At 36.7% G+C, this 18575-nt stretch carries 16 protein-coding genes; 2 read left to right on the top strand and 14 right to left on the bottom strand.

The genetic code is table 11. The features are described from left to right. Nucleotides 1–43 precede the first annotated feature (43 nt). The 8 genes from QGM71_RS02250 to QGM71_RS02215 form a co-directional block, all read right to left on the bottom strand. Entirely contained in the window at nucleotides 44–1312 is a 1269-nt protein-coding gene (locus QGM71_RS02250; protein WP_327605879.1) for a dihydrolipoamide acetyltransferase family protein, read from the bottom strand. A gap of 72 nt (nucleotides 1313–1384) precedes the next feature. Continuing rightward, nucleotides 1385–2368, bottom strand: coding sequence for an alpha-ketoacid dehydrogenase subunit beta (locus QGM71_RS02245; protein WP_327605878.1), 984 nt, complete (start codon nucleotides 2366–2368; stop codon nucleotides 1385–1387). A gap of 15 nt (nucleotides 2369–2383) precedes the next feature. Next, a complete protein-coding gene (locus QGM71_RS02240) occupies nucleotides 2384–3376 on the bottom strand; it encodes a thiamine pyrophosphate-dependent dehydrogenase E1 component subunit alpha (RefSeq protein ID WP_327605877.1) in 993 nt (330 codons plus the stop codon). 18 nt (nucleotides 3377–3394) lie between these two features. After that, nucleotides 3395–4816, bottom strand: a complete 1422-nt coding sequence (gene lpdA, locus QGM71_RS02235) for a dihydrolipoyl dehydrogenase (protein ID WP_327605876.1) — start codon at nucleotides 4814–4816, stop codon at nucleotides 3395–3397. A gap of 23 nt (nucleotides 4817–4839) precedes the next feature. Further along, the gene (gene buk / locus QGM71_RS02230) at nucleotides 4840–5922 is read right to left on the bottom strand and encodes a butyrate kinase (protein ID WP_327605875.1); all 1083 of its coding nucleotides are present in this window, start codon (nucleotides 5920–5922) and stop codon (nucleotides 4840–4842) included. Nucleotides 5923–5956: 34 nt separating this feature from the next. After that, nucleotides 5957–7054: a branched-chain amino acid dehydrogenase gene (gene bcd / locus QGM71_RS02225; protein ID WP_327605874.1), complete on the bottom strand. Its 1098-nt coding sequence runs from the start codon at nucleotides 7052–7054 to the stop codon at nucleotides 5957–5959. 12 nt (nucleotides 7055–7066) lie between these two features. Continuing rightward, nucleotides 7067–7975: a phosphate butyryltransferase gene (gene yqiS / locus QGM71_RS02220; protein WP_327605873.1), complete on the bottom strand. Its 909-nt coding sequence runs from the start codon at nucleotides 7973–7975 to the stop codon at nucleotides 7067–7069. A 130-nt stretch (nucleotides 7976–8105) separates the two neighbouring features. After that, a complete protein-coding gene (locus QGM71_RS02215; protein ID WP_327605872.1) occupies nucleotides 8106–10157 on the bottom strand; it encodes a sigma 54-interacting transcriptional regulator in 2052 nt (683 codons plus the stop codon). A gap of 140 nt (nucleotides 10158–10297) precedes the next feature. Here QGM71_RS02215 and QGM71_RS02210 point away from each other — a divergent pair, with 140 nt between their 5' ends. Continuing rightward, nucleotides 10298–10537, top strand: a complete 240-nt coding sequence (locus tag QGM71_RS02210; protein ID WP_327605871.1) for a DUF2627 family protein — start codon at nucleotides 10298–10300, stop codon at nucleotides 10535–10537. A gap of 138 nt (nucleotides 10538–10675) precedes the next feature. Beyond that, nucleotides 10676–12025, top strand: a complete 1350-nt coding sequence (locus tag QGM71_RS02205; protein ID WP_327605870.1) for an aspartate kinase — start codon at nucleotides 10676–10678, stop codon at nucleotides 12023–12025. A gap of 57 nt (nucleotides 12026–12082) precedes the next feature. Here the strand turns inward: QGM71_RS02205 and spo0A are convergent, their stop codons facing one another. From spo0A to QGM71_RS02175, 6 genes are all read right to left on the bottom strand, one after another. Continuing rightward, complete coding sequence (gene spo0A / locus QGM71_RS02200; protein ID WP_327606396.1) at nucleotides 12083–12808, bottom strand: sporulation transcription factor Spo0A; 726 nt, start codon at nucleotides 12806–12808, stop codon at nucleotides 12083–12085. Nucleotides 12809–13144: 336 nt separating this feature from the next. Next, nucleotides 13145–14440, bottom strand: coding sequence for a SpoIVB peptidase (gene spoIVB, locus QGM71_RS02195; RefSeq protein WP_407702984.1), 1296 nt, complete (start codon nucleotides 14438–14440; stop codon nucleotides 13145–13147). Between the two features lie 268 nt (nucleotides 14441–14708). After that, on the bottom strand, nucleotides 14709–16427 hold the full coding sequence (recN, locus tag QGM71_RS02190) for a DNA repair protein RecN (RefSeq protein ID WP_327605869.1): 1719 nt from the start codon (nucleotides 16425–16427) through the stop codon (nucleotides 14709–14711). Between the two features lie 46 nt (nucleotides 16428–16473). Then, entirely contained in the window at nucleotides 16474–16923 is a 450-nt protein-coding gene (ahrC, locus tag QGM71_RS02185) for a transcriptional regulator AhrC/ArgR (RefSeq protein ID WP_327605868.1), read from the bottom strand. Between the two features lie 56 nt (nucleotides 16924–16979). Beyond that, nucleotides 16980–17801 (bottom strand): TlyA family RNA methyltransferase, encoded by an 822-nt coding sequence (locus QGM71_RS02180; protein ID WP_327605867.1) that lies wholly within the window; start codon nucleotides 17799–17801, stop codon nucleotides 16980–16982. A 23-nt stretch (nucleotides 17802–17824) separates the two neighbouring features. Beyond that, nucleotides 17825–18400, bottom strand: a complete 576-nt coding sequence (locus QGM71_RS02175; RefSeq protein ID WP_327605866.1) for a hypothetical protein — start codon at nucleotides 18398–18400, stop codon at nucleotides 17825–17827. Nucleotides 18401–18575: the final 175 nt, after the last annotated feature.

Raw genomic sequence — 18575 nt, 5'->3', positions numbered from 1 at the left:
AATCAGTATTTAGCCGATTTTCATCTAATACATTTTCTGTACTTTAATAAACGTTAGTTGTATCTTGGTTTATATTTTCAAGAATTTCTTTAACACGCGCTAAAAATTGTCCGCAAACAAGGCCATCCAAAATTCTATGATCAAGTGAGAGTGACAAATTAACCATATCCCGCGCTGCAAACATATCGTTAATAATTACCGGCCGTTTAACAATGGATTCAACTTGCAATATTGCAGCCTGTGGGTGATTAATAACACCCATGGAATGTATAGAGCCGAATGAACCTGTATTATTAACGGTAAACGTGCCACCTTGCATATCTGCGGATGTTAACTTGCCTGAGCGTGCTTTCATAGCTAGTTCATAAATATCTTTTGCGATTCCCTTAATAGTCTTTTCGTCTGCGTGCTTAATTACAGGCACAAAAAGTTCCTGATCTTTTGCTACAGCAATTGATAAATTAATGTCTTTTCGCTGAATTATTTTGTCTTCGGCCCACGTGCTGTTTAGTTGCGGGTACTCTTTTAAAGCTTGAGCAACTGCTTTTACAAAGAAGGCGAAAAATGTTAATCCGAAGCCTTCTTTTTGCTTAAATTCATTTTTTACTTGGTTTCTATACGTGACCAGATCCGTAACATCCACTTCCACAGTCATCCATGCATGCGGGATTTCCTGAGTGGAACGAACCATGTTTTGTGCAATTACCTTACGTACACCTGTGACAGGAATCTCAATATCCCCTGCCTGTGATGTCGGCTGTGCTGACTTTTGGCTCTTCTGCTGTTGCTGGCCACTCTCCTTACCATCTGCTGTCTGTGTTTGAGGCTCAGCTGCTTTTGGTATTTCACCAGTAGTAATAATCTTCTCAATATCTTTTCGAGTTACTCTTCCGCCACGACCAGTTCCATTTACCTGTTGTAGGTCAATATCATTCTCCTGTGCCATTCTCAGTACTGCAGGTGAATATCGTTTTTTCATAGATTGATCTTCTACAGGCGCATCTGAGCTTAATGTATCACTTGTTTTTGTTGTCTCTTGATTTGAAGGGACGTCATCATTACTGGAATCTCCTTCTATATCGATATAACACATTAGTTCTCCTACAGGGATGGTTTCACCTTCACCAGCTACTAATTCTTTGATAACTCCAGTAAATGATGAAGGAACCTCAGCATTTACTTTATCTGTCATTACCTCAGCAATGGGATCATATTTATTTACCTTATCACCAACACTTACAAGCCAAGAACTAATGGTCCCTTCTGTAACACTCTCACCAAGTTGAGGCATATTAATTCTTTCTGTAGCCATTACACGTTCCTCCTTTATCTTCCAATTTCAACGTCTATTGATCAGCAATACCCTTCCACCTGGAGCAGGTATTTAGAACTCTGCCAGTTCACGCATCGCTTTCTCTACTTTATCCGGGTTAATCATGAAAAACTTCTCCATCGTAGGTGCATAAGGCATTGATGGTATATCTGGACCGGCCAGCCGCTGGACTGGAGCATCAAGGTCGAACAAGCAATTTTCAGCAATTATTGCAGCTACTTCACCGATGATACTACCCTCTTTATTATCTTCTGTTATCAGTAATACTTTTCCAGTCTTTTTCGCTGCTTCAATAATTCCTTCTTTATCTAATGGGTAAATTGTTCTAAGATCAAGGATATGAGCGTTAATCCCATCTTCAGCTAATTTTTCAGCAGCCTGAAGCGCAAAATGAACACATAGACCATATGTAATAATCGTTATATCCGAACCTTCACGTTTCACATCTGCTTTTCCAATTGGTAGTACATAATCTTCATCTGGAACTTCGCCTTTAAGTAAACGGTAGGCTCGCTTATGCTCAAAAAATAACACAGGGTCATTATCTCGGATAGAAGCTTTTAATAAGCCTTTGACATCATAAGGTGTAGACGGCATAACTATTTTTAAGCCTGGTTGATTAGCAAATATTGCTTCTACCGATTGTGAATGGTAAAGGGCTCCATGAACACCACCACCGTAAGGCGCACGAATTGTAATCGGAGCGTTCCAATCATTGTTTGATCTGTATCGCATCTTGGCAGCTTCTGAAATAATCTGATTAACAGCAGGCATTATAAAATCTGCAAATTGCATTTCTGCAACTGGTCGCAATCCATACATTGCAGCACCGATACCAACTCCAGCAATAGCTGATTCAGCTAAAGGTGTATCCAAGACGCGGTACTCCCCAAATTCATCGTATAAACCATCTGTAGCTCGGAATACTCCGCCTTTTTTACCAACATCTTCTCCCAGTACAAATACTTTTTCATCGCGCTGCATTTCTTCTCTCAGTGCTGCAGTTATTGCCTGAATATATGACATTACTGGCATAATAACATCCCCTCCCTACTCTTCATAAACATACTTTAAAGCATCTTCTGGTTGTGCGTACGCTGCGTTCTCTGCATAATCGGTTGCTTCATTAACCAGGGCTCCAATTTCTTCAATCATCTTTTTTTCGATTTCTTCGGTTAGCAGGTCAATCTCTTTTAGGTAGGCCGCATATGTTAAAATTGAATCTTTCTTTTTAGCCTCTTCTACTTCCTCACTTTCACGGTACAGACGATCATCATCGTCACTGGAGTGAGCAGTTAATCGATAAGATACAGCCTCCACTAATGTTGGTCCTTCCCCCTTTACTGCACGTTCTCTTGCAGCTTTTACAACTTCATATACTGCCAATGGGTCATTACCATCGACTGTGAAACCTGGCATACCATATCCTTGTGCACGGTCAGAAACATTTTCACAAGCCAGTTGCTTCTCTATTGGGACAGAAATCGCATATTTATTATTCTCCACCATCGTAATAACTGGGAGTTTATGAACGCCTGCAAAGTTAAGTCCTTCATGAAAATCTCCTTGGTTTGATGAGCCTTCCCCAAGTGTTGTAAACGAAACGAAGTCTTTTTTCTCCATTTTCGCTGCCAGAGCAACTCCTACTGCATGTGGTAATTGCGTTGTAACAGGAGATGAGCCTGATAGAATTCTGTTTTTCTTTTGACCAAAATGTCCTGGCATTTGGCGCCCGCCTGAGTTAGGGTCTTCTGCTTTTGCAAATGCAGACAACATTAATTCTTTTGCGGTCATTCCGAAAGCAAGAACTACTCCAAGGTCACGATAGTATGGAGCAACATAATCAATGTCTCTATCCAAGGCATAAGATGCTCCTACTTGAGAAGCTTCTTGTCCTTGACAGGAAATTACAAATGGTATTTTACCTGCGCGATTTAATAGCCACATTCTTTCATCAATTTTCCTTGCTGTTAGCATCGTTCTATAAATACCTAAAGCTTGCTCATCTGTTAAGCCTAATACTTCATGACGATTTTTAGACATAAAGATCCCTCCTCTTCTTTACCCGTGAATTTGTTTACCTTCCACAGCCAGTGCCGCTTCACCCATGATCTCCGATAATGTTGGATGTGGATGGATCGTATGTGCTATTTCCCAAGGGGTTGCATCTAATACTTTAGCGAGTCCTGCTTCCGAAATCATATCCGTTACATGTGGACCAACCATATGAACACCTAATATATCTTCTGTATTATTATCGGCGATTATTTTTACAAAGCCCTCTGATTCCCCTTGGACAAGTGCTTTACCTATGGCTTTAAAAGGAAACTTACCTACTTTTATATCAAAGCCTTTTTCAATTGCCTGTTTTTCTGTTAATCCCACACTGGCAACCTCAGGGTTAGAATAAATGCATGATGGTACATTATCATAGTTAATAGGCAAAGGGGTCTGATCAGCCATATGTTCTACTGCAACTATTCCTTCATGGGAAGCTACATGCGCTAATTGCATGCCTCCAATCACATCGCCAATAGCATAAATATGTGATTCTTTTGTTTGATAATACTGGTTTGTTGAGATGAACCCTTTATCAATTACAATTTCTGTGTTTTCAATGCCAATATTTGTTGTATTAGCTTCTCTGCCAACAGATACCAACATTTTATCAGCTTTAAAACTTTCCTTTTTCCCGTTTATTTCTGCTTCAATTGAAACGCCATCTTTTTTTGAAAGAGTATCGGCTAATACTTTTGCCCCTTTAACAAAGGTAATACCTTTCTTTTTCAAAAGCTTTTCAACTTCATTTGCTACCGCTTCATCTTCAGTTGGTAAGAGTTGATCTAAGTATTCAATGACAGTAACTTCTGAACCGAAATCGGCTAACATAGATGCCCATTCTATTCCGATAACACCGCCGCCAACGATTATAATTGATGAGGGTATCTCTTCCATATGTAACGCTTCATCTGAACTCATAACAGATACGCCGTCAATTTCCAAGTTAGGAAGCGACTTAGGTTTTGATCCTGTTGCAATTAATACATTTTTAGGAACGATCATCGTATTTTCATCACCATTGGCGTATTCAATAGAAATGGTACCGGGCATTGGTGAAAAGATACTCGGGCCCAGTATTCGTCCGTATCCGTGAAACACATCAATCTTTCCTTTTTTCATTAAGCCTTGAACACCTTGGTGTAATGTATTTACAATACTATTTTTTCTCTCCTGAACTTTTGAGAAGTTTAATGTGGTGTCTTTTGTTTCTATTCCATAATCACTTGCTTCTTTTGTCTGTCTTAATACCTCTGCACTTCGTAACAAAGCTTTAGATGGGATGCATCCTCGGTGTAAACAAGTTCCACCCAGTTCATCCTTTTCTACTATAGCCACTTGCATACCTAGCTGAGAAGCTTTAATTGCAGCTACGTACCCGCCGGTTCCCCCGCCAAGTACAACTAGATCATATTCTTTTGCCATAATGTTGTACACTCCTTTAATCTTTATCTATTCGGATACACTTTGGGTTGTTCTTCTTGACGTAACACGCGTAACACACCTTCATTTAATGCTTGCAGTTCGTTTTCACCAGGGTAAATGATCGTATCAGCAATCCAATCAACTCGTTCTGTAATCATTTCTATAAATGTTTTACCGTAAGCAAGTCCGCCGGTTAAAACAATTGCATCAACCTGCCCACCTAAAACTGCACTCATAGAAGCAATTTCTTTTGCAATCTGATAAGCCATTGCTTCATATGTTATTGCTGCATTTTCATCTCCGTATTTAATTCTATTTTCTACTTCAACGGCATCATTTGTTTGTAAATATGCCATTAATCCACCTTGCCCGACAATTTTTTTCATAATTTCGTCTCTATAATATTGTCCAGAGAAGCATAAGGAAACCAGGTCTCCAGCAGGGACAGTGCCTGCACGCTCCGGTGAAAAGGGGCCGTCTCCATGCAAACCGTTATTCACATCAACCACTTTCCCCTTTTTATGAGCACCAACAGTTATCCCGCCTCCCATATGTGTTACTATAATATTTAAATTTTCATAGGCAGAATTTAAATCCATTGCTGCTTTTCTCGCTACAGCTTTTTGATTTAGAGCATGAAATATACTTTTTCTAGGTATATCAGGAACTCCAGAAAAACGGGCTATTTCATCAAGTTCATCCACAACAACCGGGTCAACGATAAATGCAGGTACATTAAGTCCAAAAGCAATCTCATGTGCTAGTATCCCACCTAAGTTGGATGCATGTTCACCGTTATAACCAATGCTTAAATCATGCAGCATAAGATCATTAACTTCATATGTTCCACCTTCAATTGGTTGAAGCAAACCACCCCTGCCGCAAACAGCATTCAATTTTGATATACTGATGCCTTCATAATCTAATTGTTCAAGTATTACTTTTTTTCGAAAATCATATTGGTCGATTACATTATTAAATTGTCTTATATCATTCATATCATGTCGTATAGTTTTTTCAAAAATACAATGTTCATCATCAAATACACCGATCTTAGTTGAGGTAGACCCAGGATTAATGACAAGTATTCTATATAGTGATTGCAAAGCGTTGACCTCCGTTGTAATACTTGAATATATATTATCTTCTGCTTAATGTGTGATGACCATTTAATAAAAATTGACTTCTTGACTTACTTTCTGATTGTATTCTCTCCTCAGCCATGCGATCTGCTGCCATATAGGTAGGTATATTATCACGTCTTGAAATTTCAAACACTTTGAGTAAACTATCATAAATTGTTTCTACTTTTTTCATAGCTCTTTTCGGATTATAACCATTTAGTTCATCCGCCACATTAATGACCCCACCCGAGTTAATTACATAATCAGGGGCATATACAATCCCTTTTTCATGAATAATATCACCATGAACAGTTGATTTTAACTGATTGTTAGCAGAACCAGCAATGACTTTTGCTTTCAATCTGGGAATGGTATCATCGTTTACTGTTGCACCGAGTGCGCAAGGTGCATAAATATCACATTCCACGTCGTAAATAGCGTCTGGATCTACTGCTACTGCGCCAAATGCTTCAACAGCACGATTAACAGCAGCTTGATTAATATCTGTTACGATTAAATTAGCACCTTCTTTATGCAAGTAATCACATAACGTAAACGCAACATTCCCTACACCTTGTACAGCTACAGTTCTACCTTCTACTGAATCACTACCAAAGGCTTCTTTCGCAGCTGCTTTAATACCTTTATATACTCCATAAGCTGTCACTGGTGAAGGGTTACCAGATGAACCAGCAGCTTCAGGCGAGATACCGGCGACAAAATCTGTTTCCATATGAATCAAATCCATATCATGGACAGTTGTTCCAACATCTTCCGCAGTAATATAACGGCCATTTAGGCTTTGGATGTAACGACCGAACGCACGGAACATTTCAGGGTTCTTGTCTTTTTTAGGATCACCTATTATCACAGTTTTACCACCGCCAAGATTTAATCCTGCTGCTGCATTTTTATAAGTCATCCCTTTAGCTAAACGAAGTGCATCTTCAATTGCCTCTTCCTCTGTCTTATATGTCCACATTCTTGTACCACCTAATGCTGGTCCCAGTGTTGTATCATGGATGGCAATAATTGCTTTTAAACCTGAGTTTTTGTCCTGACAAAATACAAGCTGTTCATAATCATATTTCTCCATATAAGTAAATATTTCCATTTTCTATTCCTCCTAAAAAGTTTTTGAAGCTACTAAAGCTAATGCTAAGGAATTCAGTTTGCTTTCAGCAGTATCTGCACGAGATGTTAATATAATTGGAGCTTTTGCTCCACTAATAATTGCTGCTACCTTTGCATCTGCAAAATAAATAAATGATTTGTAAAGTGCATTGCCAACTTCTATTGTAGGAACCATTAAAATATCGGCTGATCCGGCAACCTCAGATACAATCCCTTTATGACGAGCAGCCTGAAGCGAAACTGCATTATCAAATGCTAAAGGACCATCGACAACGCATCCAGTAATTTGACCTCTTTTTTGCATTTGAGTTAATGCAGCTGCGTCTACCGTGGACTGCATCGCTTCATTAACTATTTCTACTGATGCAATTACTGCAACATTTGGAATATCTAATCCAATTCCATGTGCTACTTGTACTGCATTGTTAATAATTTGAGCTTTTTCTTTCAAGTTCGGCGCTATATTCATCGCGGCATCAGTTAGGAGCACCAATCGCTCCTGATTTGGTATTTCAAATAAGGCTACATGCGATAATACCTTGCCTGTTCGCAACCCATATTCTTTATTCAAGACAGCTTGCAGCAAATCTTTTGTAGAAATATTTCCCTTCATTAGAATTTGAGCTTCATTGTTATGAATAGCCAATACAGAAGCTGGCGCAACATCCTCTGCTCTTATTACATGATTTATGCTTATAGATGGGAGAGATAGATCTAAATTAATCTCTTCTGCAATTGAAGTTATCTTATTTTCATCATCAACTAAAATAAAAGAACATAAATTTTCCTTTAATGCTGCCTTAATTGCAAGAAGTACTTCTCTATCTGCTGCTTTCGCCACTGAAACCGTTTGTTCTTCTTCAAGTTTCGCGCGATTTTTCAAGGATGCTAATTTATTCATAAATTCCTCCTGACTACCCACATAATTTATATTGCAAAAAACGTGCCAATTCTAATGTATTGAAAGCGCTTTATTTCTTGTTTCATTAACCATGCACTTCTTGCAATTATGCAATTAGTTGCATGCAATTCTATTCTATTTTATATTTTTCGATTTTATAATAGAGATTTCTAATTGATATCTTTAAGTCTTTAGCCGTTTTTGTTTTGTTAAAATCATTGTGCTTATAGATAGTAGATATAAAATCTTTTTCATACTCTTCTACCGCCTGCTGAAGTGAATGATTTGCTGGTAAATGGTTATCAATAACAGCAGTATCTTTTGTTGTTATAGTTTCCAATTCAGGCAAGTGCTGTTTTTTTATTATCTCTTCATTCATATCCATGTATATCATGGCTCGTCCGATTGCATTTTCGAGTTCACGAATGTTACCCGGCCAATGATATGCTTTTAATTCAATAATTGCTTCATTTGAAATGGAGCGGACATTTCTACCATAATCCTGATTAATCTTTTGTATAATATGATGTATTAATTCTGGTAAATCACTCATTCTTTCATAAAGTGAGGGAATAAAGATTGGCAAGCGATTAAGACGATAATAAAGGTCTTCACGGAAGGATTTGTTCATGATTGCCTTCTCCAGATTTAAATTAGTCGCTGTTATTATGCGTACATCAATTGATATAGGGTCTGTCCCACCTACCCGAACTATCTCCCCTTCCTGCAGAACACGAAGCAATTTAGCTTGCATATTCAGAGAGAGTTCACCTATCTCGTCAAGAAACACGCTGCCGAAATTCGCTTCCTCAAATAACCCTTTCTTCCCTCCATGCTTTGCACCGGAGAATGCACCTTCTTCGTAGCCAAATAATTCGCTTTCTAGTATAGATTCTGCAATTGCCGCACAATTAACTCTAATAAATTTATTGTGCTTCCTTCCACTTTCATTATGAATTGCATGTGCAAAAAGCTCTTTTCCAGTTCCGGATTCACCGCGTAAGAGAACAGTAGCTGGTGTTTTAGCACCCACTTTTGCTTGCTCTAAAGCTAATTTCATCTCAGAGGAATTTCCAATAATATCATCAAATGTGTATTTCGCTTCTAAATTTCGGATTATTTGTCTTGCTCGCTTCAATTCCGTTGTTAATGATTGAATCTCAGAAACATCATGAAGTACCCCAACACTGCCTTTTATCTTTCCGTCTACAATAATTGGTGCAACATTAACCAAAACGTCCTTTTTGCTTGGACCGACCTTCATTCTTACCCCTCGCACGGCCCTTCGCGTTTGCAGCACTTTCATATGCATGCTTTCACCCTCAGAAATATCTGTAGTAGCAGGTTTTCCAACGATATCAGATTCTTTTAATCCAGTAATACGAGTATATGCCGGATTAACAATTAAGCCATTTCCATTTTCGTCTACTACACTAATTGCTTCATCAGAAGACTGAATAATAGCTTCAAGCATTGTCTTTACTTCATTTAAATCAGTATTTTCTACAGCCAGGTTCATTACCTCAGTAATATCCTTAAACACAGAAAATGCACCAATTAATTGATCATCAGAATTAATAATCGGAATTCTTGTAGCTATTACCTGCTTCCCGTTTTGCAACAATAATTTCTGATTAACTTCTTTTTTTCGACTTCTAAGTACATGTGGCAGTCTGGTATTCGCTATTACATCATGGATATATTGTCCTTCAAACTTTTCTTTCGTAAGTCCAACGATTTGTTCAGCACTGTTATTTACAAACTGCACTTTCTCTTGTTCATTTATGACGATCATGCCATCCCTAATACTATTAAGTATTAATTCCTGATTAGTCATTTGCAGCTTTATACGATCTAGTAATGATTCCTTCTCATCAAACAGCTCCGAAATTATGTATGCAACCGAACCTGGAATAACAACCGTCTTTCTGCTCCTGCATTCAATCAATTTTTGCAACGTTACTTCATCACCAGTTGCTTCAATAATAATATCAATATCTTTATCAACCCATTTTTTCCAGTCATTGTCAGTAGGGATGTTATAACTATTAGCTAACTGAATACCTGTAGCGTTATTTTTTTTATCAATTACTGCAGCAATCTCCATTCGGTCCGTTGCATGTAAAATATTTAAAAGTGCACGTCCCCCTTTTCCAGCCCCAACAATAAGCACGCGCTTCATTTCATCCCACCTTGCATTATTTTGCATACATACATCATACTTTAGTGTGCACTATTTGGCAAATGTTCTTTTATTCCTATTTTATTTAAAATTTGGTATACTGTTGAAGGTTTATTAAGAAGCAAAAAAGGAGAAATAACATGGCTAGAATTATTGCTGCACTAATGCTGTTTGTTCCTGGTATTATTTCTGCATTTGGAATAAAACTCATGCGAGATACATTATTTGATGATTTCCACCCCATTTTCTTCCATGTTGTGGTGCAATTTTTCGCGGGGTTTGTTCTATTTATTATTGGCATCGGATTTATTGGTGGTTTTATCGTACATCGTGATCGTAAAAGACAACTAATAAAGAATAAAAATAAGAAACGCGACTAACAAAAGATGGGTAAAAAAACCATCTTTTTTTAATTGCGAAATAAATCTAATTTTATGATAAAATAATAACAAACCTAATTCAATATAGTTTTACTCCACGCAGTAGAAAAAGACTTAGGATATATCAGGAGGGTTATAATGAAAGTAGCAAAATTTGGAGGAAGCTCTGTTGCAAGTGCAACACAATTGAAAAAAGTAGGGAGTATTATTAAGAATGATCCTAACAGAAAATTTATTGTTGTTTCGGCACCAGGTAAAAGATACAAAGAAGATTTCAAAATAACTGATGTCCTTATTAAGCTGGGCAGCGATTACTTGAATCAAAAACCTTATGAAGAACATGTAAATACGATAATTGAGCGTTTTACAGAAATCATTGATGGCTTAGAGCTTTCCAGCAATATCATTAATGATATAAAACATACAATGCAGACCGCTTTGACTTCTGAATCCGTTAAGAACGGAAAAATGGATGCGATAAAAGCTATTGGAGAAGACAGTCTTGCTAAAATCCTAAGCGAGTACTTGAACTCCATTGGAATAAAGGCACGCTACATAAATCCTCAAGATGCAGGGATAATTGTAAGCAATGAACCAGGTAACGCACAAATTCTTCCAGAAAGCTTTGCAAAAATATACTCATTGCGCGAACTAAATGAAGAAGTATTAGTTATCCCAGGCTTTTTTGGATACACAGAATACGGAGAGCTCATGACTTTCTCCAGAGGAGGTTCTGATATAACAGGATCCATCGTTGCCGCTGGTGTACAAGCAAGTTTATATGAAAACTTTACCGATGTAGACTCCGTCTTTACGGTTAACCCTACAATTGTGGATAATCCAAAAGAAATATCTACACTAACCTATAAAGAAATGCGTGAATTATCTTATGCCGGTTTCTCTGTCTTCCATGATGAAGCGTTAATACCCGCATTTAAAGGGAAAATACCGGTTTGTATTAAAAACACAAATAATCCAGATTCTCCAGGTACCATGATCGTTTCTGAAAAAACACACAATGAAAAATGTGTTGTAGGAATCGCTAGTGATAATGGATTTTGCAGTTTATATGTAAGTAAATATTTAATGAATCGTGAGATAGGGTTTGGACGAAAATTATTCCAAATACTGGAGGATGAAGGTATATCATTCGAGCATGCACCCTCCGGTATCGATGATATGTCAGTAATTATTAGAGAAAGTAAATTAACTTCAGAAAAAGAAAATAATATTTTAAAACGTGTAAAGGAAGAGCTGCACCCTGATTTAGTAACAATACACCGTGATTTAGCGATGATTATGATTGTTGGAGAGGGGCTTATGCGTACGATTGGTGTAGCACAAAGAGCAACGAGTGCAATAACTGCTGCAGATGTTAATATTGAAATGATTAATCAAGGCTCATCAGAGGTATCCATGATGTTTGGTATAAATGCTGGCGGTATAGATAGAGCTATACAGGAGTTGTATAAGGTTTTCTTTGAGTAAAAAATATGGGAATAAATAAAATATTACTGTACTCATTTGTACAGTAATATTTTTTCGTTAACTCGCTTTGTGTTCCAGGCGCAGACGGTCTGCAACCATCGCAATGAATTCACTATTTGTTGGTTTTGCCTTATTAATACTTATCGTATATCCAAATAAAGCTGAAATAGAATCTATATTCCCCCTGCTCCAAGCTACTTCTATTGCATGACGAATTGCTCGTTCAACCCGTGATGCAGTCGTATTAAACTTTTTGGCAATGTCAGGGTAAAGGACTTTTGTAATAGATCCTAAAAGTTCTATATCATTATACACCATTGTAATCGCCTCTCGTAAGTACATATAACCCTTAATATGTGCTGGGACACCTATCTCATGAATGATATTCGTAATGTTTGCTTCCAGATCCTGTTTTTTCCTTTCCTTTTTGGTGGCTTTATTGGTACTCGAGGAATACGCAGGACCTCCCTGCGCCTGCCGAATCTGATCAGATAAATTATCCAGATCAAACGGCTTCAGTATAAAATAGGAAGCACCTAAGTCAACAGCTTTCTTCATAACTTCTTCTTGTCCAAAGGCAGTTAACATAATAACATTAGGTTTCTTTCTCTTCTCCATACCACGCAACGTATTTAAAACCGCCAAACCGTCAATATGCGGCATTATAATATCCAAAAGTAACACGTCTGGTTCCAGGTCCTCGAGCATAGTTAAGCAATCCCTGCCATTGTAGGCTGTTCCAATCACTTCTATATCTGCCTGCTCATCAAAATAATCTTCCATTAATTGAATTAGTTCCTTATTGTCATCAACTAAACATACCGATATTTTCTCCACTTAAAATTTCCTCCTTTTATGTAATTCAGCGTTTCTATTCTACTTATTCTACAAAAGATCCAAATATCCTTTATTTATTTAAAAAACTTTAGGTTTTTTTGTATTTACTTTAATTATCATCATTTACCTTTAATTTTCGATGTAATTCGATAAGTGATGACAAAAAGGGGTGGTAATTGTCGAATAATATTTATGCCTATTATATCATAGTTTAATTTATAATTTTCCCTACATGAATAATAAAATGACTTGTATGGAATTAATCCATCACAAGTCATTTTTTTAACTAGCTTTATTTTCTTCATTTTTATAAATATTTAAGCCTGCATCCTGAAGCATCCATTCAATATGAACACCATATCCGGAAGTCGGATCATTAACAAAAACATGTGTTACTGCACCAATGATTTTTCCATTCTGTATTATTGGGCTTCCACTCATGCCTTGGACAATACCTCCTGTTTGATTGAGTAATTTCTCATCAGTCATCTGAATCACCATTCCCTTTGTAGCCGGAAACTTTTGAGGTACAGTACTGACAATTTCAATATCAAATTCCTCTACCTTTTCATCTTCAACTACTGTAAGAATTTTGGCAGGTCCTTCTTTAACTTCATGAGACAATGCAATTGGGAGTGGTTCATCACTTTTACCATTTGATATTGGATCATTAAGCTTTCCAAAAATACCAAAAGGACTGTTTTTGGTTATAGAACCTATTTTGTTTTCCGTGATAGAAAATTTGGCCTGTTTTTCCCCTGGAACTCCATTATTTCCTTTTTCAATAGATGTTACAGATGAACGTACAATTGTTCCTTCATGAATTTCAATTGGTTTTTTTGTATCCATATCAGAAATGACATGGCCAAGTGCACCATACTTTTTTGATTTTGGTTCATAAAAAGTCATTGTACCAATTCCAGCAGCCGAATCCCTTATATACAAACCAATTTTATAATCATTTACTTTTGTATCTAAAACTGGTTTCAACTTGGTTTCAATTGTCTCTTTTCCTCTTTTTATTGTTACGTTTAATTTACCTTCTTTTTCTCCAGCCTTTTTTACAAAAGGTTTAACTTCCTTCATTTTTTTTATTGGTTTTCCTTCTATTTCCAAGATTACATCACCTACTTGTATATCTGCGTCTTCACCAGGTGACAAAGTACCTTCTTGCCCATTAACAAGATGATGTCCAACTACAAGGACACCGAGTGTATGGAGCTGTACACCAATCGACTGACCTCCTGGAATTACTTTCATATCATCTAAAACTGATAAATTTACTTTCTTAATGGGGAAGCCTGCAACCTCATACACCAATTGACTGTCACCAGGTTCTTCAGCATAAAATACGGAGGAATCTAGCGCTTTAACGCTTTTTGAAGGGTCTATCTTCACACTCTTACCTAAATATGGAACTTCTATTTGAGATTGGTTATTAAAGGTGACTATTTCATTTGGGATGGAAAGATATGTTTGCATTGGGGTTAAAAAAGGAACCGCACCTACAACAAAAAGGAGTACAATACCTATCCATATTCGAAGTTTATTTGTAAGTCTCAATCTCAATCGTTTCACTCTCCTCGTTCCAAACCCATACCATTTTTTATTTCTGTACTTCTAATTTGACCTAACAGAGACTGTTTTAAACTGGTGAAACATAAGTAAGATGTGTAACATTTCCTATTACGAAACATATAAATTATGTATAAGTAACGATAGTCAAGGTTAAATGGAAATGCATTGTTTTTCATTTGTAATAATTAGATAAAAAGGCAATTTTAATTTGCCAATAAAAAAAAGCCAGATACTCTATCTTCTGGCTAGATGGACAAAATTATCCTTATTAATTTGATTTAAAAGCAGATACTAAATCAAGCATTTCTTTAGCATGGTCTTTAGCAGTTTCTGTAAGTTTAGTTCCGGTAATCATTCTGCTGAGTTCTTCCACCTGTTCATTCACAGTTAGTTCAGAAACACTGGTAGATGTTCTATTGTTTCTTTCCATTTTGCTGATGAATTTATGCGTATCCGCCATTGCTGCAACCTGTGGCAAGTGTGTTATGCACAGGACCTGTGAGTTATTTGAGATTTGGTATATCTTTTCAGCTATAGCCTGTGCAACCCGCCCACTTACACCTGTATCAACTTCATCAAAAATAACACTCGTAACACCTTGATGTTTTGCAAAGATTTTTTTCAGAGCCAGCATGATACGAGACAATTCCCCGCCTGATGCCACTTTACTTAATTCTTTAAGGGGTTCTCCAGGATTTGTAGATATTAAAAACTTGATATGGTCAAAGCCATTTTTTCCAAGCTTCACTTCTTCATCGTTCTGGACTTTTAAATTATGCTCATCAGGATCAAATGAGATTGCAAAAGATGTCTTTTCTAAATATAGTCCCTTTAATTCTTTATAGATATCCTCCGTTAAAGAATCAGCTGCCTTTCTTCTTATATCATGAAGTTGCTTTGCTTCCAAATAAGCGTCTTTTTTAATTTCATCAATTTGGTCACCTAATTTGGACAAATGTGAGTCCTTATTATTGATTTCTTCGATTTCTTCTTCAATAGTTGCCATATATTCAAGTATTTCATTAACTGTCGTTCCGTATTTTTTCTTTAATCTGTTTATTTCATTTAATCGTGATTCGATTTCATTTAATCGGCTGGCACTATACTGTTGTGTGTCTGAATAGTTCCTGATATCGTAACTCAACTCTTCAAGAGCATAATAATGATTTGATATTTCTTCAGCCTTTTTAGCAATGTAATCATCATAACTGCTCGTATTTTCTAATGCTTGCTTAGCCTTGCTTATCCATTCCAATCCCTTTTGCTCACCATATAGAGCGTTATAGGTATCTTGAAGCGCAGTATAAATTCGTTCGTAATTAACTAATGAAACTCTTTCTTCTTCCAAAGCTTCATCTTCATTCGGTAGTAGGTTTGCTTGCTCCAATTCCTGCATTTGAAATGCAAGCAAATCAAGCCGATGAGCTATTTCCTGTTCATTTTCACTCCATTTTTTATACCGCGTTTTTAAGGTGGTAAGTTTATCATATAAGAATGTATATTCTTCCTTTGATCTTTTTATAATATGAGGATCATATAGGTCCAATAAATCAATATGGTTTTCAGAATCCATGAGAGATTGAGTTTCATGTTGACTATGTATGTCAATAAGTGTTTTTCCAAATTCTCTTAGTATAGCTAACGTTACCAATTTACTGTTTACTCTACAGATGCTTTTCCCATTTGCTGTAATTACCCGTTGTAAAACAACTTGCTGATCCAGTATTTCAATTCCGTATTCCTTGCCCACACTATAAATAGGGTGATCTTTATTATCAATAGTAAATAAGCCTTCTATTTCAGCTTTCTTAGCTTCATGTCGCACATACTCTACAGAGCCTCTGCCACCGGCCAACAACTGTACTGCGTCAATGATGATGGATTTCCCTGCACCGGTTTCTCCAGTTAAAACAGTGAGACCATCATTAAATGTAATCGATATTTTATCTATAATTGCAAAGTCATGAATGGATAATTCAGTTAACACGCTATCATTCACCTCACTAGTTACATTAGTTCATTATTATAATGGGCTATAGCATTCCTATAAATCGTTCTTTCAGTTTTTCTGAATCTGCTTCCGTTTTGCAAATAATTAAGCAGGTATCATCACCACATATAGTTCCCATAATTTCTTCCCAGTCCAGATTATCAATTAAAACACCTACAGCATGAGCATTGCCTGGAAGTGTTTTCAAAACAATAAAATGGCCTGCATTTTCTATTTTTACAAATGCATCCATAATTAAACGCTTCAGTTTATTTAACGGGTTAAATCGCGAATCCGCGGGCAGGCTATACTTATAAGTACCTTTATTAGTAAGAACCTTCACAAGATGAAGTTCTTTAATGTCTCGTGAGACTGTAGCTTGGGTTACTTTATAGCCCAAGTATTTTAAATGGTCCACAAGGTCATCTTGGGTTTCTATTTCATTTTCCGTGATTAACTCACGAATTTTGATGTGCCGTTGTATTTTACTCATTTTTGCACCCCCTATCACATACTATTACTAATTTATAGGTATACAATTATCTATAATTATTTAGCGAGAGACTTTAGTTCATTATGCGCCATTTCTACTAATTGTTCTAGTTCGACATCTGACACCAATTTCCCTTTATTTTTTTCCCAGCCGAAGTGTGCCAAAAATTCAATATTGCCATCGCCTCCAGTTATTGGAGAAAACGTAAGGTCAATGACTTCATATCGTTCACTTTGTGCAAATGCTACTATTTGTTTTAACACACTGTAATGCACTTTTTTATCTCTTACAATTCCTTTTTTACCTACCTGGTCGCGACCAGCTTCAAATTGAGGCTTTATCAAAGCAATGACATCACTACCTGATTCCAATAATGTTTTTAATACTGGCAAAATCAATTTTAAAGAGATGAATGAAACATCAATGGAAGCAAAGTTCGGTTGGTCACTATGTAACATATCTGGTGTTACATACCGAAAGTTCGTTCGTTCCATGACAATTACACGTTTATCATTTCTTAATTTCCAATCAAGTTGGTTATAACCTACATCAATAGCATAGCTGAGTCTAGCTCCATTTTGCAGAGCGCAATCAGTAAAGCCTCCAGTTGATGATCCTACGTCAATCATAACTTTGTCTTCGACAGAAATAGAAAAGTACTGCAATGCTTTCTCGAGCTTAAGTCCACCTCGCCCAACGTAGGGAATAAGTTTTCCTTTTACTGTAAGCGGAATTTCCTCATCTACTTTAACACCTGGTTTATCCAACCGGTTTTGTTCTGAGAATACGAGTCCAGCCATAATTAACCGTTTGGCTTTTTCCCTTGTTTCGATTAAATTCCTTTCGACTAATAGAACATCTAAACGTTTTTTCACCATTATATTGCGTCCTTACTTCTTCTCTAATTTTTAGGAAGTATATTTATTTTTATTTTATTTTCAATTAAGAAAATGACTTTTCCTACAAAAAATATTATCTTTGTTGAAGCGTTTATCGCGAGAAATTTCCCGATTGCTTTACCACCAACTGTAATTGCTGCTACCATGCTTGTCAATAAAACAGATAGAACAATCTGCACCGAAGAGCCATCTCCGGATTCAAAGAGCGCAGCAATTTGGAGGACAACAATTGCAGTTGCTGTTCCACTTACTATTCCCGAAATATCTCCTATTACATCATTACAGAAACTGGCAAATCTGTCAGCATTTCTAACAATAATTACCGCTTCTTTTGCACCTACAACCTTTTCAGCAGCCATCGCATGAAAGGGTGTTTCATTAGCAGCAGTTGCTGCTATCCCTAACATATCAAATATGACTCCTGTAAGAACAATTAATAAGACAATCAACAAGCCGATTATCCACACAACTCCGCTTAATATGGAGGATGATATGACTGAAAAAATAGCCGCTAACACAAATGTGATAACGGCAATTGTCAAACTGAATTTTAGTGATCTTTTTAACTGTAATTTCATTTTTTATTTTATACCTCAATTAAAGTTGGATTTAAAATACGTGCTATGTATAAGGAATGGTCATTTAAAAGGTAAAAACTGCGGCTTAGGTCCAGTAGGTTTTCCCAGATGAGTACCCCATGTTGCCATGTAGGCGGTTCCCCATTAAACCCATCTTAGCTTGTCACCATTAGCT

Source organism: Virgibacillus tibetensis, from assembly GCF_036026595.1.
Classification (GTDB): Bacteria; Bacillota; Bacilli; order Bacillales; family Amphibacillaceae; genus Virgibacillus_P; species Virgibacillus_P tibetensis.
Note: the sequence above shows the minus strand (reverse complement) of the source record. Positions and strands in the feature narration are given on the sequence as shown.